This is a genomic window from Iodobacter violaceini, assembly GCF_011601265.1.
Taxonomy (GTDB): Bacteria; Pseudomonadota; Gammaproteobacteria; order Burkholderiales; family Chitinibacteraceae; genus Iodobacter; species Iodobacter violaceini.
Window position 1 is genome coordinate 205,626 of record NZ_JAAOLX010000004.1, and the last position, 20,205, is coordinate 225,830.

The 20,205-nt window shown below is 51.6% G+C and carries 19 protein-coding genes; 5 read left to right on the forward strand and 14 right to left on the reverse strand.

The genetic code is table 11. The features are described 5' to 3' along the window. Nucleotides 1–5: 5 nt before the first annotated feature. The 6 genes from HA050_RS09280 to HA050_RS09305 all read right to left on the reverse strand — a co-directional run bounded on the left by HA050_RS09280 (nucleotide 6) and on the right by HA050_RS09305 (nucleotide 5,214). Nucleotides 6–218: an FmdB family zinc ribbon protein gene (locus HA050_RS09280; protein WP_166824980.1), complete on the reverse strand. Its 213-nt coding sequence runs from the start codon at nucleotides 216–218 to the stop codon at nucleotides 6–8. Between the two features lie 109 nt (nucleotides 219–327). Then, nucleotides 328–1,008 carry a Fe2+-dependent dioxygenase gene (locus HA050_RS09285; RefSeq protein ID WP_166824983.1) on the reverse strand — a complete coding sequence of 227 codons (681 nt, stop codon included), beginning with the start codon at nucleotides 1,006–1,008 and terminating at the stop codon, nucleotides 328–330. Between the two features lie 107 nt (nucleotides 1,009–1,115). Continuing rightward, nucleotides 1,116–3,356, reverse strand: coding sequence for a TonB-dependent receptor (locus tag HA050_RS09290; protein WP_166824986.1), 2,241 nt, complete (start codon nucleotides 3,354–3,356; stop codon nucleotides 1,116–1,118). Nucleotides 3,357–3,439: 83 nt separating this feature from the next. Beyond that, entirely contained in the window at nucleotides 3,440–3,850 is a 411-nt protein-coding gene (locus tag HA050_RS09295; protein ID WP_099397206.1) for an ExbD/TolR family protein, read from the reverse strand. 2 nt (nucleotides 3,851–3,852) lie between these two features. Further along, on the reverse strand, nucleotides 3,853–4,530 hold the full coding sequence (locus HA050_RS09300) for a MotA/TolQ/ExbB proton channel family protein (RefSeq protein WP_166824989.1): 678 nt from the start codon (nucleotides 4,528–4,530) through the stop codon (nucleotides 3,853–3,855). A 12-nt stretch (nucleotides 4,531–4,542) separates the two neighbouring features. Beyond that, nucleotides 4,543–5,214 (reverse strand): energy transducer TonB, encoded by a 672-nt coding sequence (locus tag HA050_RS09305; protein ID WP_166824992.1) that lies wholly within the window; start codon nucleotides 5,212–5,214, stop codon nucleotides 4,543–4,545. A gap of 263 nt (nucleotides 5,215–5,477) precedes the next feature. On the opposite strand from HA050_RS09305, the gene HA050_RS09310 reads away from it, so the two are divergent. After that, complete coding sequence (locus HA050_RS09310; RefSeq protein ID WP_166824995.1) at nucleotides 5,478–6,101, forward strand: LysE/ArgO family amino acid transporter; 624 nt, start codon at nucleotides 5,478–5,480, stop codon at nucleotides 6,099–6,101. A 101-nt stretch (nucleotides 6,102–6,202) separates the two neighbouring features. Here HA050_RS09310 and HA050_RS09315 read toward each other — a convergent pair whose 3' ends face one another. Continuing rightward, nucleotides 6,203–8,866 (reverse strand): PAS domain S-box protein, encoded by a 2,664-nt coding sequence (locus tag HA050_RS09315; protein ID WP_166824998.1) that lies wholly within the window; start codon nucleotides 8,864–8,866, stop codon nucleotides 6,203–6,205. A 495-nt stretch (nucleotides 8,867–9,361) separates the two neighbouring features. Between HA050_RS09315 and dapA the strand changes: the two genes are divergently transcribed. The 4 genes from dapA to HA050_RS09335 all read left to right on the forward strand — a co-directional run bounded on the left by dapA (nucleotide 9,362) and on the right by HA050_RS09335 (nucleotide 13,136). Continuing rightward, on the forward strand, nucleotides 9,362–10,240 hold the full coding sequence (dapA, locus tag HA050_RS09320) for a 4-hydroxy-tetrahydrodipicolinate synthase (RefSeq protein WP_166825001.1): 879 nt from the start codon (nucleotides 9,362–9,364) through the stop codon (nucleotides 10,238–10,240). A gap of 22 nt (nucleotides 10,241–10,262) precedes the next feature. Further along, nucleotides 10,263–11,396: an NlpB/DapX family lipoprotein gene (bamC, locus tag HA050_RS09325; protein WP_166825004.1), complete on the forward strand. Its 1,134-nt coding sequence runs from the start codon at nucleotides 10,263–10,265 to the stop codon at nucleotides 11,394–11,396. Nucleotides 11,397–11,467: 71 nt separating this feature from the next. After that, on the forward strand, nucleotides 11,468–11,683 hold the full coding sequence (locus tag HA050_RS09330) for a Lar family restriction alleviation protein (protein WP_046353191.1): 216 nt from the start codon (nucleotides 11,468–11,470) through the stop codon (nucleotides 11,681–11,683). A gap of 472 nt (nucleotides 11,684–12,155) precedes the next feature. Next, nucleotides 12,156–13,136, forward strand: coding sequence for a serine/threonine protein kinase (locus HA050_RS09335; protein ID WP_166825006.1), 981 nt, complete (start codon nucleotides 12,156–12,158; stop codon nucleotides 13,134–13,136). A 527-nt stretch (nucleotides 13,137–13,663) separates the two neighbouring features. On the opposite strand, the gene nagA is transcribed toward HA050_RS09335, so the two are convergent. From nagA to HA050_RS09370, 7 genes are all read right to left on the reverse strand, one after another. Next, nucleotides 13,664–14,815 carry an N-acetylglucosamine-6-phosphate deacetylase gene (gene nagA, locus HA050_RS09340; protein ID WP_166825008.1) on the reverse strand — a complete coding sequence of 384 codons (1,152 nt, stop codon included), beginning with the start codon at nucleotides 14,813–14,815 and terminating at the stop codon, nucleotides 13,664–13,666. Further along, nucleotides 14,805–15,236: a PTS galactosamine/N-acetylgalactosamine transporter subunit IIA gene (gene agaF, locus HA050_RS09345; protein ID WP_166825010.1), complete on the reverse strand. Its 432-nt coding sequence runs from the start codon at nucleotides 15,234–15,236 to the stop codon at nucleotides 14,805–14,807. Before agaF ends, nagA begins: the two co-directional genes overlap by 11 nt. A gap of 54 nt (nucleotides 15,237–15,290) precedes the next feature. Beyond that, complete coding sequence (locus tag HA050_RS09350; RefSeq protein ID WP_240929024.1) at nucleotides 15,291–16,187, reverse strand: PTS system mannose/fructose/sorbose family transporter subunit IID; 897 nt, start codon at nucleotides 16,185–16,187, stop codon at nucleotides 15,291–15,293. Continuing rightward, a complete protein-coding gene (gene agaW / locus HA050_RS09355) occupies nucleotides 16,174–16,941 on the reverse strand; it encodes a PTS N-acetylgalactosamine transporter subunit IIC (protein WP_166825012.1) in 768 nt (255 codons plus the stop codon). Before agaW ends, HA050_RS09350 begins: the two co-directional genes overlap by 14 nt. Before the next feature lie 11 nt (nucleotides 16,942–16,952). Next, complete coding sequence (gene agaV / locus HA050_RS09360) at nucleotides 16,953–17,432, reverse strand: PTS N-acetylgalactosamine transporter subunit IIB (RefSeq protein WP_166825014.1); 480 nt, start codon at nucleotides 17,430–17,432, stop codon at nucleotides 16,953–16,955. Nucleotides 17,433–17,763: 331 nt separating this feature from the next. Further along, on the reverse strand, nucleotides 17,764–18,924 hold the full coding sequence (locus tag HA050_RS09365) for an SIS domain-containing protein (protein WP_166825016.1): 1,161 nt from the start codon (nucleotides 18,922–18,924) through the stop codon (nucleotides 17,764–17,766). After that, nucleotides 18,921–20,204, reverse strand: coding sequence for a D-tagatose-bisphosphate aldolase, class II, non-catalytic subunit (locus tag HA050_RS09370; protein ID WP_166825018.1), 1,284 nt, complete (start codon nucleotides 20,202–20,204; stop codon nucleotides 18,921–18,923). The genes HA050_RS09365 and HA050_RS09370 overlap by 4 nt, the downstream gene beginning before the upstream one ends. Between the last annotated feature and the right edge of the window lies 1 nt (nucleotide 20,205).

Genomic DNA, 20,205 nt, shown 5'->3' on the forward strand with positions numbered 1-20,205 from the left:
ATTTATTAAGCATCCGCGGGCGATTTAGACGAAGGTCCACCTTTAAAATCGGTCACATACCAACCATTGCCTTTCAATTGAAAGCCAGCCGCAGTCAGCTGCTTTTCATAAGAGGATGCATGGCAGGCAGGGCACACGGTAAGCGTGTCATCCGACATCTTCTGAATATGCTCGTCAGAATGACCGCAAGCAGCACAGCGATAAGCATAAATAGGCATTACGTGTAAGCTCACACAAAAAACACGGATTATACCGCGTATAGGCACACTGATCGAACCCACAGAGGCGGAGAAAGCATAAAAATTTTCACCACAGGCGCTCTTAAGGCTACAGATCAGCCCAGCGGCGTAATAAATTGTGATAGGTGCCTGTCAGCTGAGTGGCAATATCGTGCGATCCGCCCTGCTGACGCAACTGGCGGATTGAGGTATCCAGATCAAACAATACCGCCCGCTCGCCTACATCCCTCACCATGCTTTGAATCCACATAAATGAAGCCAGCCGCGCACCACGGGTAACAGGCTCCACCCGGTGCAGACTGGTGGACGGATATAAAATCATATCGCCCGCAGCCAGCTTTACCTCATGCACACCGTAAGTATCTTCGATCACCAGCTCGCCGCCGTCGTAATCCTCTGGCTCAGCAAAAAACAGCGTGGCCGATAAATCCGCACGGATACGCTCTTGCGTGCCAAAAATCCCCTGCACGGCATTATCAATATGATTGCCTAAATCCATGCTGTTTTCGTAACGGTTAAATTGTGGCGGCATCACGTAGCCGGGCAGTGCGGCTGAAAAAAACATCTCATTGGCATTGAGCGCCTTCAAAATAATCGCCCCCAGCTCTTTTGCCACCGGGCTGTCTTTTGCCAGCTGCTCATTGCGTTTCACCGACACAGACAGCGAGCCCGAAGTCATTTTGCCATCCTGCCACTGAGCAGCTTCCAGCCGCTCCCGGCAATAAGCCACAGTCTGCGCATCCAGCACCTGGGGTATATGCAACAACATAATCAAATCCTTTCAATCACAAATAAAACGCAAAAACCGCCACGGATTCACCGTGGCGGTTGTGAGTAGCGCAGATTAAAGCTCAACCTGAGCGGACAGCCTGACTATTAAAAACGATAGCTTGCCGATACGCGTGCTGTGCGGCCCGTACCTGGCACTGCAAAGCCAGCATACAAGCTTTCAAAGTGATCGGTATCAAACAGATTATTTACATTCAGTTGTACACTGTAATCACGCAGACGCCATTCCGCCATCGCATCCCAGCGGATATATGCAGGCAGGTTTACCGTGTTGGTATTACTGGTATAACGCTTATCCATCGCATTGAAACCACCACCCACTTTCCAATTACTATTGAGCTGGTAAGTGGACCACAGATTACCTGTATAACGCGGCGCATTTTCTGCATAATTGCCTTCAACTGATTTAGGCTTAGTCACCTCATCAATGCGCGGATTCATCAATGCAATACCAGCAAAAACTTGCCAATCTGCGGTGATACGCCCAGCACCTTCAAGCTCAATACCATCAGTATGGCGACGGCCAGATAATACATTTGGCTTATTCACGCCAACTTCGATATCAGTCTGACGCTCATTGGTTTTTTCGGTACGGAAAATCGCTGTGCGCAGGCTTAAATCACCATCCAGCAACGTCCATTTCGCACCGATTTCCATATTGCGGTTTTTTTCTGGGTCAAGGTTTTCATTCTTTGGATCTGTTGAATAGGCTTCAGCAGATGGATTAAATGAAGTGCCATAAGAAGCATAATAAGACTGATTCGCTGTTGGCTGATAAATCACACCTGTACGCCAGCTCCAGATATTGTCGGTTCGGCCAGCATCAGGAGATGGGGCGGCTGCGGTGAATGATTTATTCTCTGTCTGGGCTTTAAAGTGATCAAAGCGAGCTCCCGCAAGCACCTTCCATTGCGGCGTCAGCTCAATCAAATCTTGCGCATAAAATGCCATCGTATCCGCTGTCGAATCAGCTGTTGCAAATTTTACAGGAGCGAGACAAGCCTCATGACTACCAGAAGTTGGATTGCCAACAGTGGTAGACGGTAAACAATTACCCCCCTTTGCATCAAGCTGAGTTCGCCCTGTGCTCAGCAAATTTTCACGAGTGAACTCTACTCCGGCTAAAACATTGTGACGCACAGTACCGGTTTCAAAATCCCACAACAGGTCAGTCACATTGGAATAAATCGCCTGCTCACGCATCCGCAATTTACGCCCACGAGTGATCACCGTATTTTCGTTCAGCACTTCGTTTTCAGCAAAAGCAAGCCCCGGCGCACTTGCACGCAGATCCAGCTCATACAAGCCTATACGCGTTGAATTTTTCAGCAGCATATTGGCATTTAAACGATGCTGAAGATTAAAGCTGAACACATCCGTTTCAGTGACTTCCGAATCAAAATCTTTTAAACCGTAAAACTTATCCGCATACGGGATAGGCTGATCAGAACCACTAATACTATCGCGATAATAACCCTTCATCCCTTTGATTTCTTCTTGCTTGCCATTAGCGGCAGCACGGTAATAGGGCACACCATAATCCGGCACATTGTCTTCCTGGTAATGCATATAAGACAAGGTCACTTCTGTTTGCTCACCCAGGCCAAATGCCACGGACGGCGCAAAGCCCCAGCGGTTCATTTCCGCACCTTCACGGGTACTGCCGGACTTTTGGCCCATCACGTTCACACGAAACGCTGCATTATCTTCAAGGCTGCGGTTTAAATCGGCTTCAGCACGGTAGTAATTTGCGGTACCTGCGGAAGCTGTAAATTGATTCAAATCGCCACGAAATGGCGTTTTGCTGACTTGATTGATAATACCGCCCGTTGAACCACGGCCATAAATCATCGAAGCCGGGCCACGCAGCACTTCTACCGTGTCGGTATTAAAAGTATCGCGGTTGTATTGCGCTGCATCACGGAAGTTATCTAAATACAAATCGTTAGACGCACCAAAACCACGCACGCGAACGCCATCGCCACTGCTACCGCCTTCTGATGCATTAAACGTAATACCCACAGCATTACGCAACGCTTCTTTCAGAGAGTTACTATCCTGATCAGCCATCAACAGCTTGGTAATGCTGGTCGTGGACTGCGGAATATCGCGCGCAGCCTGAGGCGTGCGGCCTACACGGGTTACGGGCGCGTTGTAGGTTTTATCGGTGTCTTTTGTGTTTTTAACATCGGCCTTTACTTCAACCGGTGCGAGCTTCACTTCGTCAATCGGTGCGGCATTTGCGCTCATCGCGCCAAATAATGCTGCGACCGCCGGCAGTTTAGCCAGGTGGCGAATGGCCGATTTAGGCTTGTGTATCTCTCTCATGGGTAGGTCTTCTATTTTTTTGAGTCAAAAAAAACGAAGGTCATCTGACCTTCGTCCGGTAAAACGATCAGTCTTATGCTTTATCAGTTACCGTCTGTCAGCAGGCCAATTTTTGTTAAACCTGCCTGCCTTGCTGCCGACATGGTTTGTGCAATCAGCTCGTAGCGCACGCTTTTGTCCGCCAGCAAATGCAGCTCGGTCTGTGCATCTTTCGCCACGGCGGTTGCAAATCGAAGCGGTAATTCATCGGCGCGAACAGGTGTTTTTTCCCATTCAATCTGCCCGCTTGCCGTCAGCGTAACCCTCAGCACCGCAGGCGGTGTCTGGGTGACTTCTGCCTTAGCCTTAGGTAAATCAACCCGAATGGAATGCGTCATCACTGGCGCGGTGACAATAAACACCACCAGAAGCACCAACATCACATCAACAAGCGGTGTTGTATTGATTTCAGACATCGGCGCGTTATCGCTTTGATCAAAGCCTCCAAAAGCCATGCTTATTTACCTTCTTTTTCTACTGCGGCAGCCGTTAAAAGCTGAGCATGCAAATCATGCGCAAAGCCATCCAGGCCCTGAGCAATTACCCGGTTAGCCCGCACAAAGGCGTTGTAAGCCACCACCGCAGGAATCGCCACGGCTAAACCTGCCGCGGTTGCCACCAGGGCTTCGCCGATAGGCCCTGCCACCGTTGCCAGCGATGCATCGCCCTTTGTTGCAATGGCCACCAGCGCGTGATAAATCCCCCACACCGTGCCAAACAAACCCACAAACGGAGACACCGAGCCCACCGTTGCCAGCCATGACAAGCCCAGCTCCAGACGTGCGTTTTCTTGGCTTAAGCGGGTACGTAATGTGCGGACCAGATAATCATCTAAAGACACAGCCAAACCCAAGCCCTTGCCTGCATTGCTGCGGTAATGTGCCAAACCTTCCCAGCCGGCACGGGCCAGCTTGGCCTCAGGCGCAATCGCATGGGCAGTCAGGCTGGTGGCCTCATTCCAATCTGATGCTTTCCAGAAACTGGCTAAAAAACGGGTTTGCCCGCGTTTAATGCGTAAAAGCAGGCTGCTGCGCAATAAAATAAGGCACCAGCTCACCACCGACATAGTCAGCAGCAGTACAAAAACCGACACCAGAACAGGGTCACCCGAATGCCAAATTAACGCTAAATCCATTACAAACCTCTTTTAAATTACAAAATCCACAGGAACCATGGCACTCATTACAACCGGATTATCACCACGGCGGCCCGGCACAAACTTCCAGCGCTCAACCGCTTTTTTAGCGGCATCATCCAGGCGGCGATAACCGCTGCTGCGCGCTAATTCAACCTCAATAGGCAGGCCAGACTCACTAACCTTCACCCTGAGCATCACCCGCCCCTTTTCACCCAGGGCCATCGATTGAGCCGGGTAGGAAGGACGAGGGTTTGCGAGATAGCTGGTATTAAACAATGGGGGTGTTTCAACAGGTACTTCATCCGAAACCTGCTTGCTGTTTTTACTGCCCGCCATGGCCGGCGCAGGCACAGCCTCTGCGGGCGCTGCCGTTTGCGCAGCGGCAGCCATCTGCCCGGCTGCTGGCTGCTCAGGTGCTTTTATCATTTCGGGGGTTTTACTCACCGCCTTAGCAAGCACTGGCTTTGCTGTTTGTGGCTTGATTACAGGGCGGGGTTTGGCCTGGGGTTTACTTTCAGGCTGCTTAACAACGTCCTCCCCCATAGGAATGGGCGCAGGCGCAAGCAGCATGAGCACCTGCTTCGGCTTTGCAGGCTGCACTGACATCGTCGTTAAGCCATAAAGCAGAGCAGAGTGGCCAAGTAAAGCCACCGCAACAATGAGAGTTCTATTGATAATCATTCTCACACTTTAAACGAGAACAATTCTTCTTTCAAGTAATATTTACATTTCCGCACCGCACAAAAAGCCTGTCTGGCAGCGCACTTTGCACTGTTTTCAAGCCCCGGAGCTTTAGTGACTGTTGCCATATTCAGCAGCAATACTTCAGACGATAGCCATGAATGAAACATCAGCAGACTCAAGGCATTTGCAGACGAATACCTTAATACCTTACATTGTGGGTGACCCAGCGATTTATCAGCCCTTTCAGAAAAGACCCACCGATGACAATCTCAACTGTATTTAATGGCGCAGCCCTGTCTGCCAGCCTGATCATGGCCATTGGCGCACAAAACACCTTTGTATTAAGGCAGGGCTTAACCAGGCAACACATCTTTCTGACCGCACTGATTTGCTCTCTTTGCGATTTAGTTCTGATGTCGATTGGTGTGGCGGGCATGGGGCATGCGCTCAACACCATGCCTGATTTGCAGCGCTGGATGGCGATTTTTGGCACTGTTTTTGTACTTTGGTACGGCTTCAATGCTTTTAAGAAAGCGCTGCACCCCGACGTTCTGGGAGACGATCATCGTGAACGCGCTTTTGTCACACCGGGCAAAGTAATCCTGGCGGGACTGGCTTTTTCTCTGCTCAACCCTCACGCCCTGCTCGACACGGTGGTTCTGGTCGGCTCGATTGGCGCACAACAAGCCCCAGCCGAACGCCCGCTCTTTGTACTGGGGGCGGTTGGATTTTCATTTGTCTGGTTTTTTTCGCTCGCTTATGGCTCCAGCAAGCTCAGCCACCTGTTTAATAAGCCATTGGCGTGGCGGATTCTGGATATTCTGATTGGCTTTATGATGCTGGCGATTGCCGTTTCCCTGATCAAAATGGCAGGCTTTTTTTAGTTACAGAAAAGGGCTGCTTAAAAAATAAGCAGCCCGCCTCTGTCCTTAGCAGATCAATGTCTTAGATGACTTATCCACAATTCACACACGCCGCTATCCCCTTATTCTGTGAGCCGATTTGCCCCCGCCAGAAAATAACGGTTTCGCCCCTGATGCTTGGCCTGGTAAAGGGCCTGATCGGCAGCCTGCACAAGGCAATAAGGATCAACCCCCTGCAGTGGCAGAACCACAGCAATTCCGGCACTTAAAGTCACCACCTTCGCCACATCCGATGTCTGATGCACAATAGCCAGATTACGCACCTGATTTAAAACCGCCTCGACCACCTGTACCGCACCATCCTGATCTGTACCTGGTAACACCAGAACAAACTCCTCCCCGCCGTAGCGCGCAGCAAAATCGCCCGGACGATGCAAAGCCGAGGCAATCGCCACGGCCACCCGCTTCAGGCATTCATCGCCTGCCTGATGGCCGAAATGATCGTTATAACGCTTAAAGTAATCCACATCAAGCATCGCCAGCGCCAGACACTCACCCGCCCTTGCCGCGCGCGCCCACTCCTGCACCAGTGTCTGATCAAATAAGCGCCGGTTAGCAATCCCTGTCAGGCCATCCAGATGCGCCAGTCTGGATAACTCCTGATTTGCCTGAGACAATTGCTCGTGGCTGCCACTTAAACTGGACTGCACCGCCTCCAGCTCTTCGATGGTTTCCTGCATTTTTTGTTCATCTAATTTGTGCTGGGTTAAATCATGCAGCGTGGTGATAAAAACATGCGCACCATCCACCTCCACTTCGGCCAGCGCCATATCCATTAAAACTTCCACGCCCTCTTTATTAATGGCGACCACCTCGCGCATACCCTGTGTATCAACCCCCAGCCGCGTAAAAATCTCCTGCGCCAAATTTTGCTGCAGATTCATTTCTCCCAGATGAGGGAATAATAAACTCAGGGACTTTCCTCTTAAATCATCGTAAGCAAATACTTTTAATGCTGCAGGATTGGCATCCATAATCAAACCATTCATGCCCACAGAAAGCACACAATCGTGCAGACTATCCAAAATGGCCGAGGTGCGTGATTCATTTTGCTGCAATTTCATTTCGGCCATTTTGCGAACACTGATATCATTCGCAATCCCCATATAGCCGGTAATTTCACCCTGCTGATTACGAACCACATTCATAGTTAATTCAACCGGAAAAGCATGGCCATCACGGTGCTGATAAATCCAGTCGCGCTGGGTATAACGCAGGGCCTGAATTGAAAAGATATCGGATCCATCCGGCAATGGCTCACCCAGCTCTTTTTCAAATTCAGCAATAAACAAGCGGGCAGATTCTGCCTGATGAAAAACAGCGGGAGTTTCTTTTCCGATCAGCTCGCCCGCCTGATAACCCAGCATTTTCTCTGCGGCCTGATTAAACAAGCGGATTGTATTTGATAAATCAGTGACAATAATTGCCGATCCAGCCGAATCAAGAATGGCCTGCTGCAAACTGCTAAAGGTAGCCAGAGCCAGCTCAGATTGTTTTCGCTCGCTGATATCGCTGACCGTCAGCACAGCACCATTCGATAAGGCAACGACATTAAACAATAACCAGCGGCTGCTTCCTTCGGGAGTAAAGCATTTTTTTTCCTGCTGATATTTTGTTTTAGTGAAATACACATCACTGCACACATCAAATAAATAACCATAAGCAATACGGTTCACTGCTTTTTCAAAAGACATCTTTGACGTATCATCTGAATGCAACTGCAAAAAATCAAATCCATTCTGATTAACCTCAGAAAAATCAAAATCAACCAGCATCCAGCTCTCATCTTTTATGGCTTCCAGCACATAAATTGCATCCACACTGGATTGAGTGGCCGCTTTAAACAGCTCTTCACTCTTTTGTAATGCACGCTCCGTTTGTGCAGACAGCGTCACATCATGCAAAACATTAATTGCACCAATTTGCTCGCCTGCAGAATTAAACTGAGGGCTGAAAGACAAATCAAAAACCCGGGTTATTTTATCCTCGCCATGCAAAGCACGGCGAATCACAAAAGATTCCCCCTGTAACACACGCCCCCAAAAGGTAATTAAATTTGACCTGTCTTCTTCTGATTTCAATTCATATTGCAGCAGGCAATCCCGCCGGGCAACTTTTACGCCATACAATAAAAAAAAGAGATTTGCATAGCTTTGATTAAAAACACTGAATCTGAATTCCATATCCACAGCAACAATCGGATCATTAGAGCTGTTTAAGATACTTTCTAATTCTTCTTTCATTTCTTTTTGTTCAGCAAGCAAAGCAGAACGCTCCGCCTCTTGTCGTTCAGACTCGGTTAAATCAAAGATCAGCGTCTGGAAAGCCACATTGGCACAACCCGGCACAGGCAAAAGCGACGAGGAAACCCAGACCACACGCCCCTCACCCGGCTGAAAACGATACTCCGCAGCAGAAAGCTGCCCTTGCCCGGCTGCAGCATACATCGCCAGTACACCCGGACGGTCTTCAGGATGAATCGCGGCCAGCCAGCCATCTCCAAGGGCTTGCTGCAAAGACAAACCGGACAATAAGCTCCATTTTTCATTAACATAACAGCATCGCCCTTTATGATCACTCAGCAGCACCGCCAAGGCAGAGGCATCATAAATGGCGGTATCGCACTGCGCTTTAGACGCCCTTAATGCGATAAAAAGCCCGCAGAGCAAAAGATAGGCGGGCCATTGCAGAATATGAAAGGCAAGCAGCAGGGTTAGCGCAATCAATGCCGCTATATCCCGCCACCCAGGCCTTCTATACCCTAACAGGCACTCAGCAACTTGCACTGTCCCTCCTTACCCTTCCAAGCTCGCATATTGACAAGCCCATCCGCCATCACCACCCTGCCTGTAATGCAGATACAGCATCATAAATAATGATTAACGACAGTATAGATAAGTAAATTCAAATCGCTTCTTATGTGCAACAGCGATCATTTTTTAAGCTTTTGCGTAAGATTTTCACCTTACAAAACACCTTCCGCATAAAAAACAAAGCAGAATTACTGGCATTTTGTGTAAAAAAATCGGCGGTTTTATAGCACAAAAAAAAATTAAAACAACAGCTAAGCCTTGAATATTAAGGAAGCAGAGGCTCCCTGCCCTGCAAAGATTCAAAAAATCGCAGCACCAAGCCCTGGAAAAGCACCCTATGACAGGTTTCCTGCGGCTTCATCGTTCAGTTAGAATAGGAGTTTGTGTTAATGACTGGATTACAGGCTCATGTTGACAGGTAGTCTGGTGGCGATTGTCACCCCCATGTTCGAGGACGGAAGCCTCGATTTCGCGAGCCTTAGAAAACTCGTCGACTGGCATATCGAACAAGGTACCGACGGCATTGTTGCCGTAGGGACCACGGGAGAGTCGCCGACGGTTGATGTAGACGAGCATATTGAAATTGTTCGCGTGGTTGTTGAGCAGGCGGCAGGCCGCGTGCCGGTTATTGCAGGCACAGGTGCCAACTCTACCCGCGAAGCCATTAATCTTTCGCTGCGGGCAAAAGCCGTTGGCGCAAATTATGGTCTTTCTGTTGTGCCCTACTACAACCGCCCTACTCAGGAAGGGATGTATCAGCACTTCAAAGCCATTACCGAGCAAAGCGAATTGCCGACCATTTTATATAATGTGCCGGGCCGCACCGTAGCTGATTTATCTAATGACACCGCCTTACGCCTGGCCGGGTTACCCTTTATCGTCGGCATTAAAGACGCCACAGGCAATTTGGAAAGAGCTGCAGATCTGGTTAAGCGCGCCCCCAAAGGCTTTGCACTTTATACCGGGGATGATGCATCAGCCATGGCGTTTATGCTGATTGGCGGGCACGGTGTCATTACCGTAACAGGCAATATCGCCCCTCAGCAAATGCATGTAATGTGCAAAAAAGCCATTGCTGGCGATGCAGCAGGTGCCCGTGAATTAAACGATCCGCTGCAAGACTTGCACAAACATTTATTTATTGAAGCAAATCCTATTCCTGTGAAGTGGGCTGTAGAGCAGCTTGGTTTTATTAAAGCTGGCATTCGTCTGCCCCTTACCCCCCTTTCACAAGGCGCACAAGCCGTGGTGGCTCATGCCATGGCCGCAGCCGGACTGACCCACTGAGAAGATGCCAATAATGCTTCAGATGAAAAAATCCTCACAACTCCTCGTCATGAGCCTGTGCATTGCCATGGCAGGCTGCACTACGGATCAGCTTTTGCTGCAAAAGAAAGTGGATTACCGCAGCGGGAGTGACAACATTGGTAAAAACAATCTTGAACTGCCGCCAGAATTAACCGCACCGGCAAGCAACAATCACTTTAATGTGCAGCAAAGCACCGTATTAAGCAGTGTGGCACCTGCAGCGGCTAATCCGGCACAGGCTGTTTTAGAAGCAGGCAGCCGTGCCAGAATCGTTCAGGCAGGTAATCAGCGCTGGTTAGTCGTGAAGGGCGATCCTGAAAAGCTCTGGCCCGAAATCCACGAATTCTGGCTGGATAACGGCTTTTTGCTGACACTGGATAACCCGGCCATCGGCATTATGGAAACAGACTGGCTGGAAAACCGTGCCAAGCTGCCTAAAGACCTGGTATCACGGATGCTTTCCAAAATCTCCGACCGGATTTTGTCTACGGGCGAGCTGGATCGCTACCGCACCCGCGTAGAGCGCGGCAGTGAGCCTGGCACCAGCGAAATCTACATCTCTCACCGCGGGATGGTGGAGGTGTACAGCAAAGATGGCAGCAGTGATGCCGCTGCCACACTCAGCAAAAACAGCGACAACACAAAAACCATCTGGACGCCTAAAAAACCTGATCCCGAGATGGAAGTTGAAATGCTGTCCCTCTTGCTGCAGCGCTTTGGTCTTGATCAGGAAACCGCAAAAGCCGTGGTTGCCAAGCCTTATCAGGCACCTGCAGCGGCCAGCCTGATTGAAAACGGCAAGGCCTTGTCGATTGCGGATAACTTTGACCGTGCATGGCGGCGTGTTGGCCTGGCGCTGGATCGCTCAGGCTATGTGGTTTACGACCGCGACCGCAGCAAGGGCGTTTATATGATCCGCCGTGCGGACACCGATATCGCCGGTGAAGACAATAGCAACATCTTCAGCAAACTGGCCTTCTGGAAGAAAGACGCTACTCCGGAACAAAAACAAGCCAGCGAGTATGAAATCCACTTAACAGAAGGCCTGAAGCAAACTAAGCTGACTGTGTCTTCTAAAAACAAGAGCGATGATAACGGCAAGATTCTTTCTGCTTTACTGAATGAATTGAAGTAAGCCCCGCAGCACCGCTCAACCAATGCCCGCTGCTTGCGGGCATTTTTCTTTACCTTAAGGCAACACCCGCCATGCTTAATTCAAGACCCGTTCCAAAAATCACCACAGCCGAGGGCGATCCTCAAGCTTGCCCCAAGTGCGGCTCCAAGCCTGAAGTCACCAAAGCCGGATCAAACCGCTGCTGGGTGCAATGCTCTAAATTCGGCAAAAACGGTAATTGCAGCGCCATCTCCCAGCAAGGCACAACCAAAAAAGAAGCCATTGCTTTATGGAATAAGCTGAAATAAACCAGATTGTGTCTGGCGGGTGGGACCCACCGTTTTCGTTATTTAGATGGCAAAATCGGCGAGTACCACCTCATAGGCACGAAGCAAAGCCACAAAGATCTTTATAGTACCTTCGGTACGGTGATTTTGGAGCGGTTAGCCACCGCAGGGCCTTCCTTTCTTGCTTCGCCAAGAAAGGAAGCGAAAGAAGGCGGCCCCACGAAACACGAAGGCCCCTCATCTGCGGACAATCGAGTGGCGGCTGCGGAACTCGCTTCGCTCAAACAACCCCGCCCCGCTTGTTCCTCACTTCGGCGTGTTTCAAGGGGACTCTAAATGCCCTGTGCAAAGAGCGTTGTCTATACATTTTTCACTATTTGCTAATAAACTCGACACTTACAATTCATAACAAACACCTCGCAATACAATAAACAACACCCCTCATAAACGGCCTGAATACCCCTAGCCCCGGCTTTAGCCGTACAATCTCCACATGAATACTATCCCTCCATTTGCCAATCTCACGCCCGATTGCGTCATGAACGCCATCGACAGCCTTGGCCTGCCTTGCGACGGCAGACTGCTTGCGCTTAACAGCTATGAAAACCGTGTTTATCAGGTTGGCCAGGATGATGGCCCGCCGCTGGTGGCTAAGTTTTACCGGCCAGAGCGCTGGAGCCGCGAAGCCATCCTCGAAGAGCACGCTTTTACACTTGAGCTGTTCGAGCGCGAGCTGCCGGTTGGGCCGCCGATTATTCATCAGGGCAGCAGCCTGCATCATTTTGAAGGCTTTCAATTTGCCATTTTTAATAAACACGGCGGCCGCGCACCCGAGCTGGAATCGGCGTCAACTTTAGAATGGATGGGACGCTTTATTGGTCGGATTCATGCCGTTGGCGCACTCACTCCCTTTGTGCACCGCCCTGCGCTCAATATTGAAACCTTTGGCACCGGCCCGCGTGATTTTCTGCTTAGCCACGACTTTATCCCCGCCTCGCTCAAACCCGCATGGGAAAGCGCCGTTGCCCTTGCGCTCGATGGTGTGCGCCGCAGTTTTGATCGGGCAGGCGATGTAGCCAATATCCGGGCGCATGGCGATTGCCATATTGGCAATGTGCTGTGGACCGACGCTGGCCCGCACTTTGTAGACTTTGACGACAGCCGCAGCGCGCCTGCCGTACAAGATTTATGGATGCTGCTGTCAGGCGACAGGCAAGAAATGAGCCGCCAATTGGTGGATGTACTGATCGGCTACGAAGACTTTTGCGATTTCGACCCGAGAGAGCTGCACTTAATTGAAGCGCTTCGCACCCTGCGCCTTATTCACTACTCAGGCTGGCTGGCCCGCCGCTGGCATGATCCGGCTTTTCCTGCTGCTTTTCCCTGGTTTAATACCGAGCATTACTGGCAAGACCGCATCTTAGAATTACGCGAACAAATCGCCTTGATGGATGAGCCACCGCTGGTGGTTTAAAAATCTGGCAGGGTGGGTGCAACCCACATCTTTTTCAGCATTACTCGCAAGTTGCACCCCAAATGCTAAGCCGCCTTTTGATTAGCAAACAACGAAAAACACAATAACCACACTCTCTGCATTGGGCTTTTTAACGTCCCCTTGAAACACGCCGGAGCGAGGAACAAGCGGGGCGGGGTTTCGGCAAGGGAGCGAGGCAGCAAGCCAATCCCGCCCGCCGCCGACTGTCCGCAGCGCAGGGGCCTTCGTGTTTTTGATATTGCGGCTTTGGTTCTTTTCTTGGCCGTTCAAGAAAAGAACGCCCCCGCGGTGGCTATCGCTCCTAAATCAACGTGCCGAAGGCACAATCTTTTTGACCTTGCTTAGCGCGTATGGGGTGCTCCCCGGCAGATCCTTGCATAAATGCTACGGAAAACGGCGGGTTGCACCCGCCCTACAAAATATTCCTAACTTGATGCGCATAGGGCTAATATTTATATCCACGCATCACGGCAGCAAAACAGCCCATTAAAATTGGCACAAATACCTCACTGCCCCTGGCAAGCAACCCTCACCCCCTTCACCCAAGTCTCCACCACGTCCAGCTCGGGTGTAATCACCGTAAAGCTCGCTTTTTTGCCGATGCCAATGCTGCCCAAATCACTTAAACCTAATGATCTGGCCGGATTGCGGCTGGCGAGTGCCCATGCCCGCTCCAGAGGCAGGCCCAGCCATTCTTTTGCGTGGCGAACCGCATCAATCAGATGCAGCGTGCTGCCCGCCAAACCACCCGCTTCGGTACGCACCACGCCGTTTTGCATGGTCACTGGCATCTCGCCCAGCTGGTAAGGACCATCGGCCATGCCGGTTGCGCGCATGGCGTCGGTAATCAGCACTAAACGCTCTTCACCGCAGCAAGACAACGCAATTTGCACGGCGGCAGGATGAACATGGTGGCCGTCGGCAATCATTTCGATATCACATACCGAGGTCAGACCAGCCCCCACCACGCCCGGATCGCGGTGATGCAGGCCGCGCATGCCGTTATAGCAATGCACAATCCCCTGAGCACCCGCATGCAAGGCTTGCCGTGTTTGATCGTAGCTGGCATCGCTATGGCCGATCAGCACGCGGATGCCCTTACGGCGCAGCCAGGCGATGGCCTCATCTGAGCCAGCCAATTCAGGCGCAAGCGCTAAGGTATGCAATGAATCACCGGCAATATCCAGCCAGTGCTGCAACTCGGCAATATCTAAATGGCGCATCCACTGCACCGGATGTGCACCGCAGCATTTGGCCGTGAAATACGGGCCTTCCAGATAGCTGCCAATCAACTCGGCCCCCGGCAAACCGCGCTCGCGGCTGGCTTTTACCTCACGCAGCGCTGCTTCAATCGCAGGCAGCGGCGCGGTTACGGTGGTGGCTAAAAAAGCCCCTACACCAAAGCGGGCAAAATGCATTGAGATCTGATCCAGCGCCTCGCTGCTGGCATCCATGGTGTCGAAACCTGCCGCGCCATGCACATGGCTGTCGATCAGGGCGGGCATCAGCCAAGCAGAGCCCAGATCAAGATCAAATTCACCCTGAGGCACGATGGCGGCGATCAGGCCTGCGGCGTCGATCTCGACCACCGCACGCTCCAGCCAGCCCTGCTCCGCCAGCACCCGTGCAGCGCGCAGACGCAGCGGTTTACAAGGCATCGGCTGGCTCCGCCCGTTTGCGCGCAAGGCGCTCAGCTAGGCTGACCACCCCGCTTTTACCTGCTGCGACCAGCCGCTGACGGAACTCGGCCACATCGCTGATCACATCGCGCTCAAACAGCATCTCGGCAAACATTTGCAAATTAAGCCCGGCCACTACTTCAATATCGCTGCGCTCCTGGGCAATGGTCGCGGCCATCCTGAAAGGCGAGCCACCCAATAAATCACAGACAAACACCACACCCGCCCCCTGATCCACAGCGGCAAGCGCCTGCCTTAAAGAAGCATCAAGTACCGCTGTGCTGTTGCCTTCAGGGAAATCCACAGCAATCAGCTGTGCCTGCTCACCAAACACCTGCACAACCGCTTCATAAGTACCGCTGGCAATGCGGCCATGACCTGTCAGAATTAAGGCAATCATTTTCTAATCCTTTAAAGCTGCAGCGCCTGCCTGAACACACGCTGCAGCGTGTGATTACAAGAAACCCAATAATTTTCCAGCCAGACCAAACAACACCGTTACGCCAATCAGCTTCACGGGTGAATAACCTTTTTTCATCAAAGCAAACATCAAAAAGGTGAATGCCAGCGGCAAGAGATTAGGCATCAGCTTATCGAGCACATCGGCCTGCAGCGCAATTTTGGCCTTACCTGCATGAATTTCCAGCGGCGTAGACAGCCTGACATAAGACGCCACCAGCGCACCAATCACCGTCATCCCCACAATCGATGCGGCATGCGATATTTTCCTGGTATTGGCTTTTAAAGCGCTGATCGCCCCCAGCCCCGCCCTGTAGCCATAATGCGCCAGACCAAAACGCAGACCAAAGTGCAATGCATTAAACAGCAGCAGAAACACGACCGGCCCGAATAAACTGCCTTCCAGCGCCAGCGCAGCACCAATCCCCGCACAAATCGGCAGCCAGGTCAGCCAAAACATCGCGTCGCCAATCCCGCCCAAAGGCCCCATCAGCGCCACTTTTACGGCACGTATAGTGGAGATTTTTTCCTTGCTCTGCTCCATTGCCAGCACAAGGCCGGATAGAAAAGTCACATCAAAGGGGTGGACATTAATAAATTCCATATGCATCTGTGCGGAATTTTTTAAGTCTTCCGGGTTTTTATGGATTTTGCGCAGTGCCGGCAAAATCGTATACAACCAGCCACCTGCCTGCATCCGCTCATAATTAAACGAGGCTTGCAGGGCTAAAGAGCGCCAGGCCATGCGATTAATGTCTTTTTTAGTAAGCGGCCCGGCGGGCGTGGTATCGATATAGTCATCGCGCTCAACATGGCTGGTAGCAAGGGCCTGCTGCATGCGCAGCTCAGCTTTGGCCGCATTTGCGGCTTCAGTATCATTAAATCCCATCATCCACCTCCACATTGCGAGCAGCCTGAGGCTGTGCGCGGTTTTGATTAAAGTAATCGGCCATTGCAATCGCTAAAGCGCCCAGAGCCACCGCCAGAACCGGCAGTTTCAGATACGTCACCGCCACAAAACCCATAATAAAATAAGCGATGTAATTGGTTTTGAGCATGATTTTCATCAGCAGCGCAAAACCAATCGCCGGCATCATGCCACCCGCTACGCTCAGGCCATCCAGCACCCATTTCGGTGCTTTTTGCACCACGGCCCCCGCCGCTTCTGCCCCAAAATAAATCGGCAAAAAAGCCACCACAAAGTAAAAGACAAAGAGCGTGATCATGCCAAGATAATTAACCCACTCGATGCCGCGCCAGTTGCCCCGCTTCACCATCTCATCGCATTTGTGCATCATCGGCGAAAACGTAGTGAAGAGCACGGTAATACAACCCTGCACCGCAATCGAAAATGGCACCGCCACGCCAATTGCTACCGTGGGCTCGGCCTTGGTCAAAATGGCAAAAGCCGTGCCAATAATCCCGCCAATCACCACATTGGGCGGCTGCGCCCCGGCCAGTGGCACCATGCCCATCCAAACCAGCTCTAAAGTGCCGCCCACCAGCAAGCCGGTTTGCACATCACCTAAAATCAGCCCAACCAAAGGGCCAATCACCACGGGCCGGTGCATATGGGTCAGGCCGTCAAATAAATCGACCCCCGCCACACCTGCCAACAGCGCAATCAATAAGGCTTCAAATAGCATGATTTCAATCCTTACAGCAGTTTAGAAACAAGATCGCCCGATTCATCAGGCACCCGGCGTATTTCGCAAACCACCTTCAGGGCAGCCAGCTCGCGAAAAACTTGCACATCAGCATCGTCCACCGACACTGTTTTATGAATTTGGCGCTTTCCTTCGGCAAAATGCATATTGCCCACATTCACGTCATGAATAGGCACGCCGCCTTTCACCAGCGTCAGCACATCCTGCGGGGTTTTGCACACCAGCAAAATCTTTTGATGCGCCGCCGCTTTATGAATCACATCGATGGTTTTTTGCAGGGTGAAATAGCGCGTTTGCACGCCCTCACTCACCACCATATCCATTAAGTTTTGCTGTACCGGATCGGCAGCAGCGGCGTCATTGGCCACCAGCAGCAGATTCGCCCCAAGGCTGCCTGTCCAGGTCACACCCACCTGACCATGCACAAGCCGGTTATCAATACGGGTAAGTAAAATATTTGGCCCAGCCATGACGTGCTCCTTGTCTTTTTAATTATTTAAGTGCCTTCGGCACATTGATTTAGGTGCGGCATCCCCGCGGGGACTCACTTTCTTGCTTCGCCAAGAAAGTAAGCAAAGAAGGCGACCCCGGCCAGTACGAAGGCCCCTCACTGCGGATCATCGAGGCGGCGTGCTTCAAGGGGAGATTTAAGCCCCATGCCACGTGGAAATAAGCGAGAGGCCACCAGGCTTAAAAATTCAAAAACTCAATAACAACTTAATTTAAACCTTGGTTTCCTCCGTGAAACTCCGTGTCCTCTGTAGCTCAAGATTTAGGTTTTCGCGGCATACCATCAGTGAGTTAAGCCGGATAGGGATAAATTTTTACGCCTTGCACCACACGGTTTACTTCGCCGCTTGGGCAGGGGTTATCGGGTGCAAGGCCCAGTGATAATGAACATTCAAAAGCAAAGAGCTGGGCAAACAACAGATAAGGCAGTGATAAATACAGCTCATCCAGGCATGGAATGGTGACTTCAGTCAGGGGCAGCCTGGCGGCGCTTTTCGGGCCTAAAGCGACAAGCTGCTGAGCAATGCCATTAGCGATTACTTCTGCCTGAAAATCATCGTCGTAGCGGCGGGTATAAGAATCCGCCGCAGCCATAAACATCACCACACAGCTTTGGCTGTCGATCATAAATTTGGGGCCATGGCGCACACCCAAGGTGGAATCAAAACGCGTGGCGATTTTCCCCGCGCTCAGCTCCAGCATTTTTAAAGCGGCTTCTTCTGCCAGCCCCGCCATTTCGCCACTGCCCAGATAAATCACACGTTTAAAGCCCTTGCCTGCCAGAGCTTTGGCTTGCGAAGCCCAGCCAGCCAGCTGCGATTCGCAAAAAGCCGCCACGGTTTCGATCTGCTCTTTGGCACGGCTTAATAAAATACCCGGCGTCAGCATCATGGCCGCCGCCACAAACATGCAGCTGAAGCTGGAGGTCATGGCAAAGCTTTGATCGTCTGAACCTGCAGGCATCAGCACACAATAGGCATGGGAATTACCCTGGCTGTATTTCGCCAGCTCGCCTTCAGGATTACACGTCAGCACTAAATGGCGGCAATAAGGCAAAAGCTGATTGGCCAGATTGACCGCAGCCACGCTTTCCGGGCTATTGCCTGAGCGGGCAAAAGACACCATCAGGGTAGGGCGCGATGGGTCCAGATAAGCAAGCGGCTGGCTGACAATATCGGTAGTCGAAATCGCCTCGGCGGCAAGGCCAAAAGAGGCCCGCAGCCATGGCTCCAAAGTGCGGCCTGCAAAAGCAGAGGTGCCCGCGCCGCAGAGGATAATCCGTAAATTAGGCGTGGACAGCACATCCAGCATCCATGCCTTCCACGCTAATTTGTCCTGAATCAGCCCCGTCATCAGCTCGCGCCAAAGCCTGGGCTGCTGGCTGATTTCACGGGCGGTGTGCACAGCACCACGGTCGGCAAGCACGCTTTGCTCATAGTTGAGGTAGTTCATGATTGTGCCTCCATGCCGCAAGCGCGGGCGTAGAGCCGTGTGACTTCCATGATCTTATCCACCACCCATGCTTCTGGCTCGGCAGGCAATAAACCCGCACTGATTTTTTTAGCCTGCTCAGGCAGGTATTGGCTGATTAAGGTAGGCAGCGGCGGCTGGCGGCGTAAATTATCAAAGAGTTTTGCCGCTGCCGCGCTCACTTCAGGATGCGGCCAGTAATAGCGAATCCGGTCAGACAAGCTGTAATTGCGATCCAGGTACTGCTGATGCCCGGCCTGATCGTAATAAGCCAGCCAGTAATCCGGCTCTTCTTTCATCACTTGAGTGAGTGTGTCTTTTAAATGCGAGGCGGCAAATTCACCGATGGCTTCGCGCTCAATCGCATCCAGCGCAAACATCGCCTCACGCAGGGCAAATGTTAAGCCCGGGCCTACTTTTAAAATGGCAAAGTGATCCTGCACCAGCTCCCTAAGCGAGGCCCCGGTTTGGTAATCGGTAGAGTGCGCCTCAAATACCAGCGCTTCTTTGGCAATAAAGGCACTGAGCGCGGTGGCCTTTTCACGCTGATAACGCACCACCTTATGATGATCAAACTCAACGCCCGGCTGAACGACCATCGCGATCACCCGTGGCCAGGCTGCCGCGCAGCCTGCTTCGGCAAAGACCTGCTGATGTACGGCCAGCGTTTGCGCGGCGGCCTCCGGCGAGGTAACTTCCACAGCATCAAGTGATTCTTGCGCGCCGCCCGGCACCGGCACTTCGGTACCAATCACATACACGGGCGCTTCCCCCCCGGCTGTTTGCCAGGCGCCTTCGGCTACCTGACACAAAGCTGCGGCGCGTTTGGCCACCGTGGCATCGCTCAGCGGCACCGGATCGCCCGCGCATGACATCGAGCAATCCAAATGAATTTTGCGAAAGCCTGCCAATACATAAGCGCTGACCATTTCGGCAGCCTTGGCCATGGCCTGAGCGGCTGGCTCTTTTTGCCATGCATTCGGGCCTAAATGATCACCGCCTAAAATAATGCGCGCCTTTGCAAATCCCACTTTATCGGCAATTGCAAATACATAGTCTTTAAAATTGGCCGGCTTCATGCCGGTATAGCCACCAAACTGATTCACCTGATTAGAAGTGGCCTCAATTAAAATATAACTATCATCTTGCAGGCCCTGCTGCAATGCCGCTTCTAAAACCAGCGGATGGGCAGAGCAAATTGAATAAATACCATTAGCCGGCCCTGCTTTATGCTGCCTGATCATTTCTATTAAATAAGACATA

Excerpts from the sequence above, each read along its gene's own strand:
- nagA (WP_166825008.1), bottom strand. The coding sequence starts at position 14,815 with ATGCCTTGTAAACCGCTGCGTCTGCGCGCTGCACGGGTGCTGGCGGAG.
- HA050_RS09300 (WP_166824989.1), bottom strand. The coding sequence starts at position 4,530 with ATGGATTTAGCGTTAATTTGGCATTCGGGTGACCCTGTTCTGGTGTCG.
- bamC (WP_166825004.1), top strand. The coding sequence starts at position 10,263 with ATGAAAAAATCCTCACAACTCCTCGTCATGAGCCTGTGCATTGCCATG.
- HA050_RS09280 (WP_166824980.1), bottom strand. The coding sequence starts at position 218 with ATGCCTATTTATGCTTATCGCTGTGCTGCTTGCGGTCATTCTGACGAG.
- HA050_RS09350 (WP_240929024.1), bottom strand. The coding sequence starts at position 16,187 with ATGATGGGATTTAATGATACTGAAGCCGCAAATGCGGCCAAAGCTGAG.
- HA050_RS09335 (WP_166825006.1), top strand. The coding sequence starts at position 12,156 with ATGAATACTATCCCTCCATTTGCCAATCTCACGCCCGATTGCGTCATG.
- HA050_RS09305 (WP_166824992.1), bottom strand. The coding sequence starts at position 5,214 with ATGATTATCAATAGAACTCTCATTGTTGCGGTGGCTTTACTTGGCCAC.
- dapA (WP_166825001.1), top strand. The coding sequence starts at position 9,362 with ATGTTGACAGGTAGTCTGGTGGCGATTGTCACCCCCATGTTCGAGGAC.
- HA050_RS09290 (WP_166824986.1), bottom strand. The coding sequence starts at position 3,356 with ATGAGAGAGATACACAAGCCTAAATCGGCCATTCGCCACCTGGCTAAA.
- HA050_RS09285 (WP_166824983.1), bottom strand. The coding sequence starts at position 1,008 with ATGTTGTTGCATATACCCCAGGTGCTGGATGCGCAGACTGTGGCTTAT.
- HA050_RS09310 (WP_166824995.1), top strand. The coding sequence starts at position 5,478 with ATGACAATCTCAACTGTATTTAATGGCGCAGCCCTGTCTGCCAGCCTG.
- HA050_RS09330 (WP_046353191.1), top strand. The coding sequence starts at position 11,468 with ATGCTTAATTCAAGACCCGTTCCAAAAATCACCACAGCCGAGGGCGAT.
- HA050_RS09295 (WP_099397206.1), bottom strand. The coding sequence starts at position 3,850 with ATGGCTTTTGGAGGCTTTGATCAAAGCGATAACGCGCCGATGTCTGAA.
- agaV (WP_166825014.1), bottom strand. The coding sequence starts at position 17,432 with ATGGCTGGGCCAAATATTTTACTTACCCGTATTGATAACCGGCTTGTG.
- HA050_RS09370 (WP_166825018.1), bottom strand. The coding sequence starts at position 20,204 with ATGTCTTATTTAATAGAAATGATCAGGCAGCATAAAGCAGGGCCGGCT.
- HA050_RS09365 (WP_166825016.1), bottom strand. The coding sequence starts at position 18,924 with ATGAACTACCTCAACTATGAGCAAAGCGTGCTTGCCGACCGTGGTGCT.
- agaF (WP_166825010.1), bottom strand. The coding sequence starts at position 15,236 with ATGATTGCCTTAATTCTGACAGGTCATGGCCGCATTGCCAGCGGTACT.
- agaW (WP_166825012.1), bottom strand. The coding sequence starts at position 16,941 with ATGCTATTTGAAGCCTTATTGATTGCGCTGTTGGCAGGTGTGGCGGGG.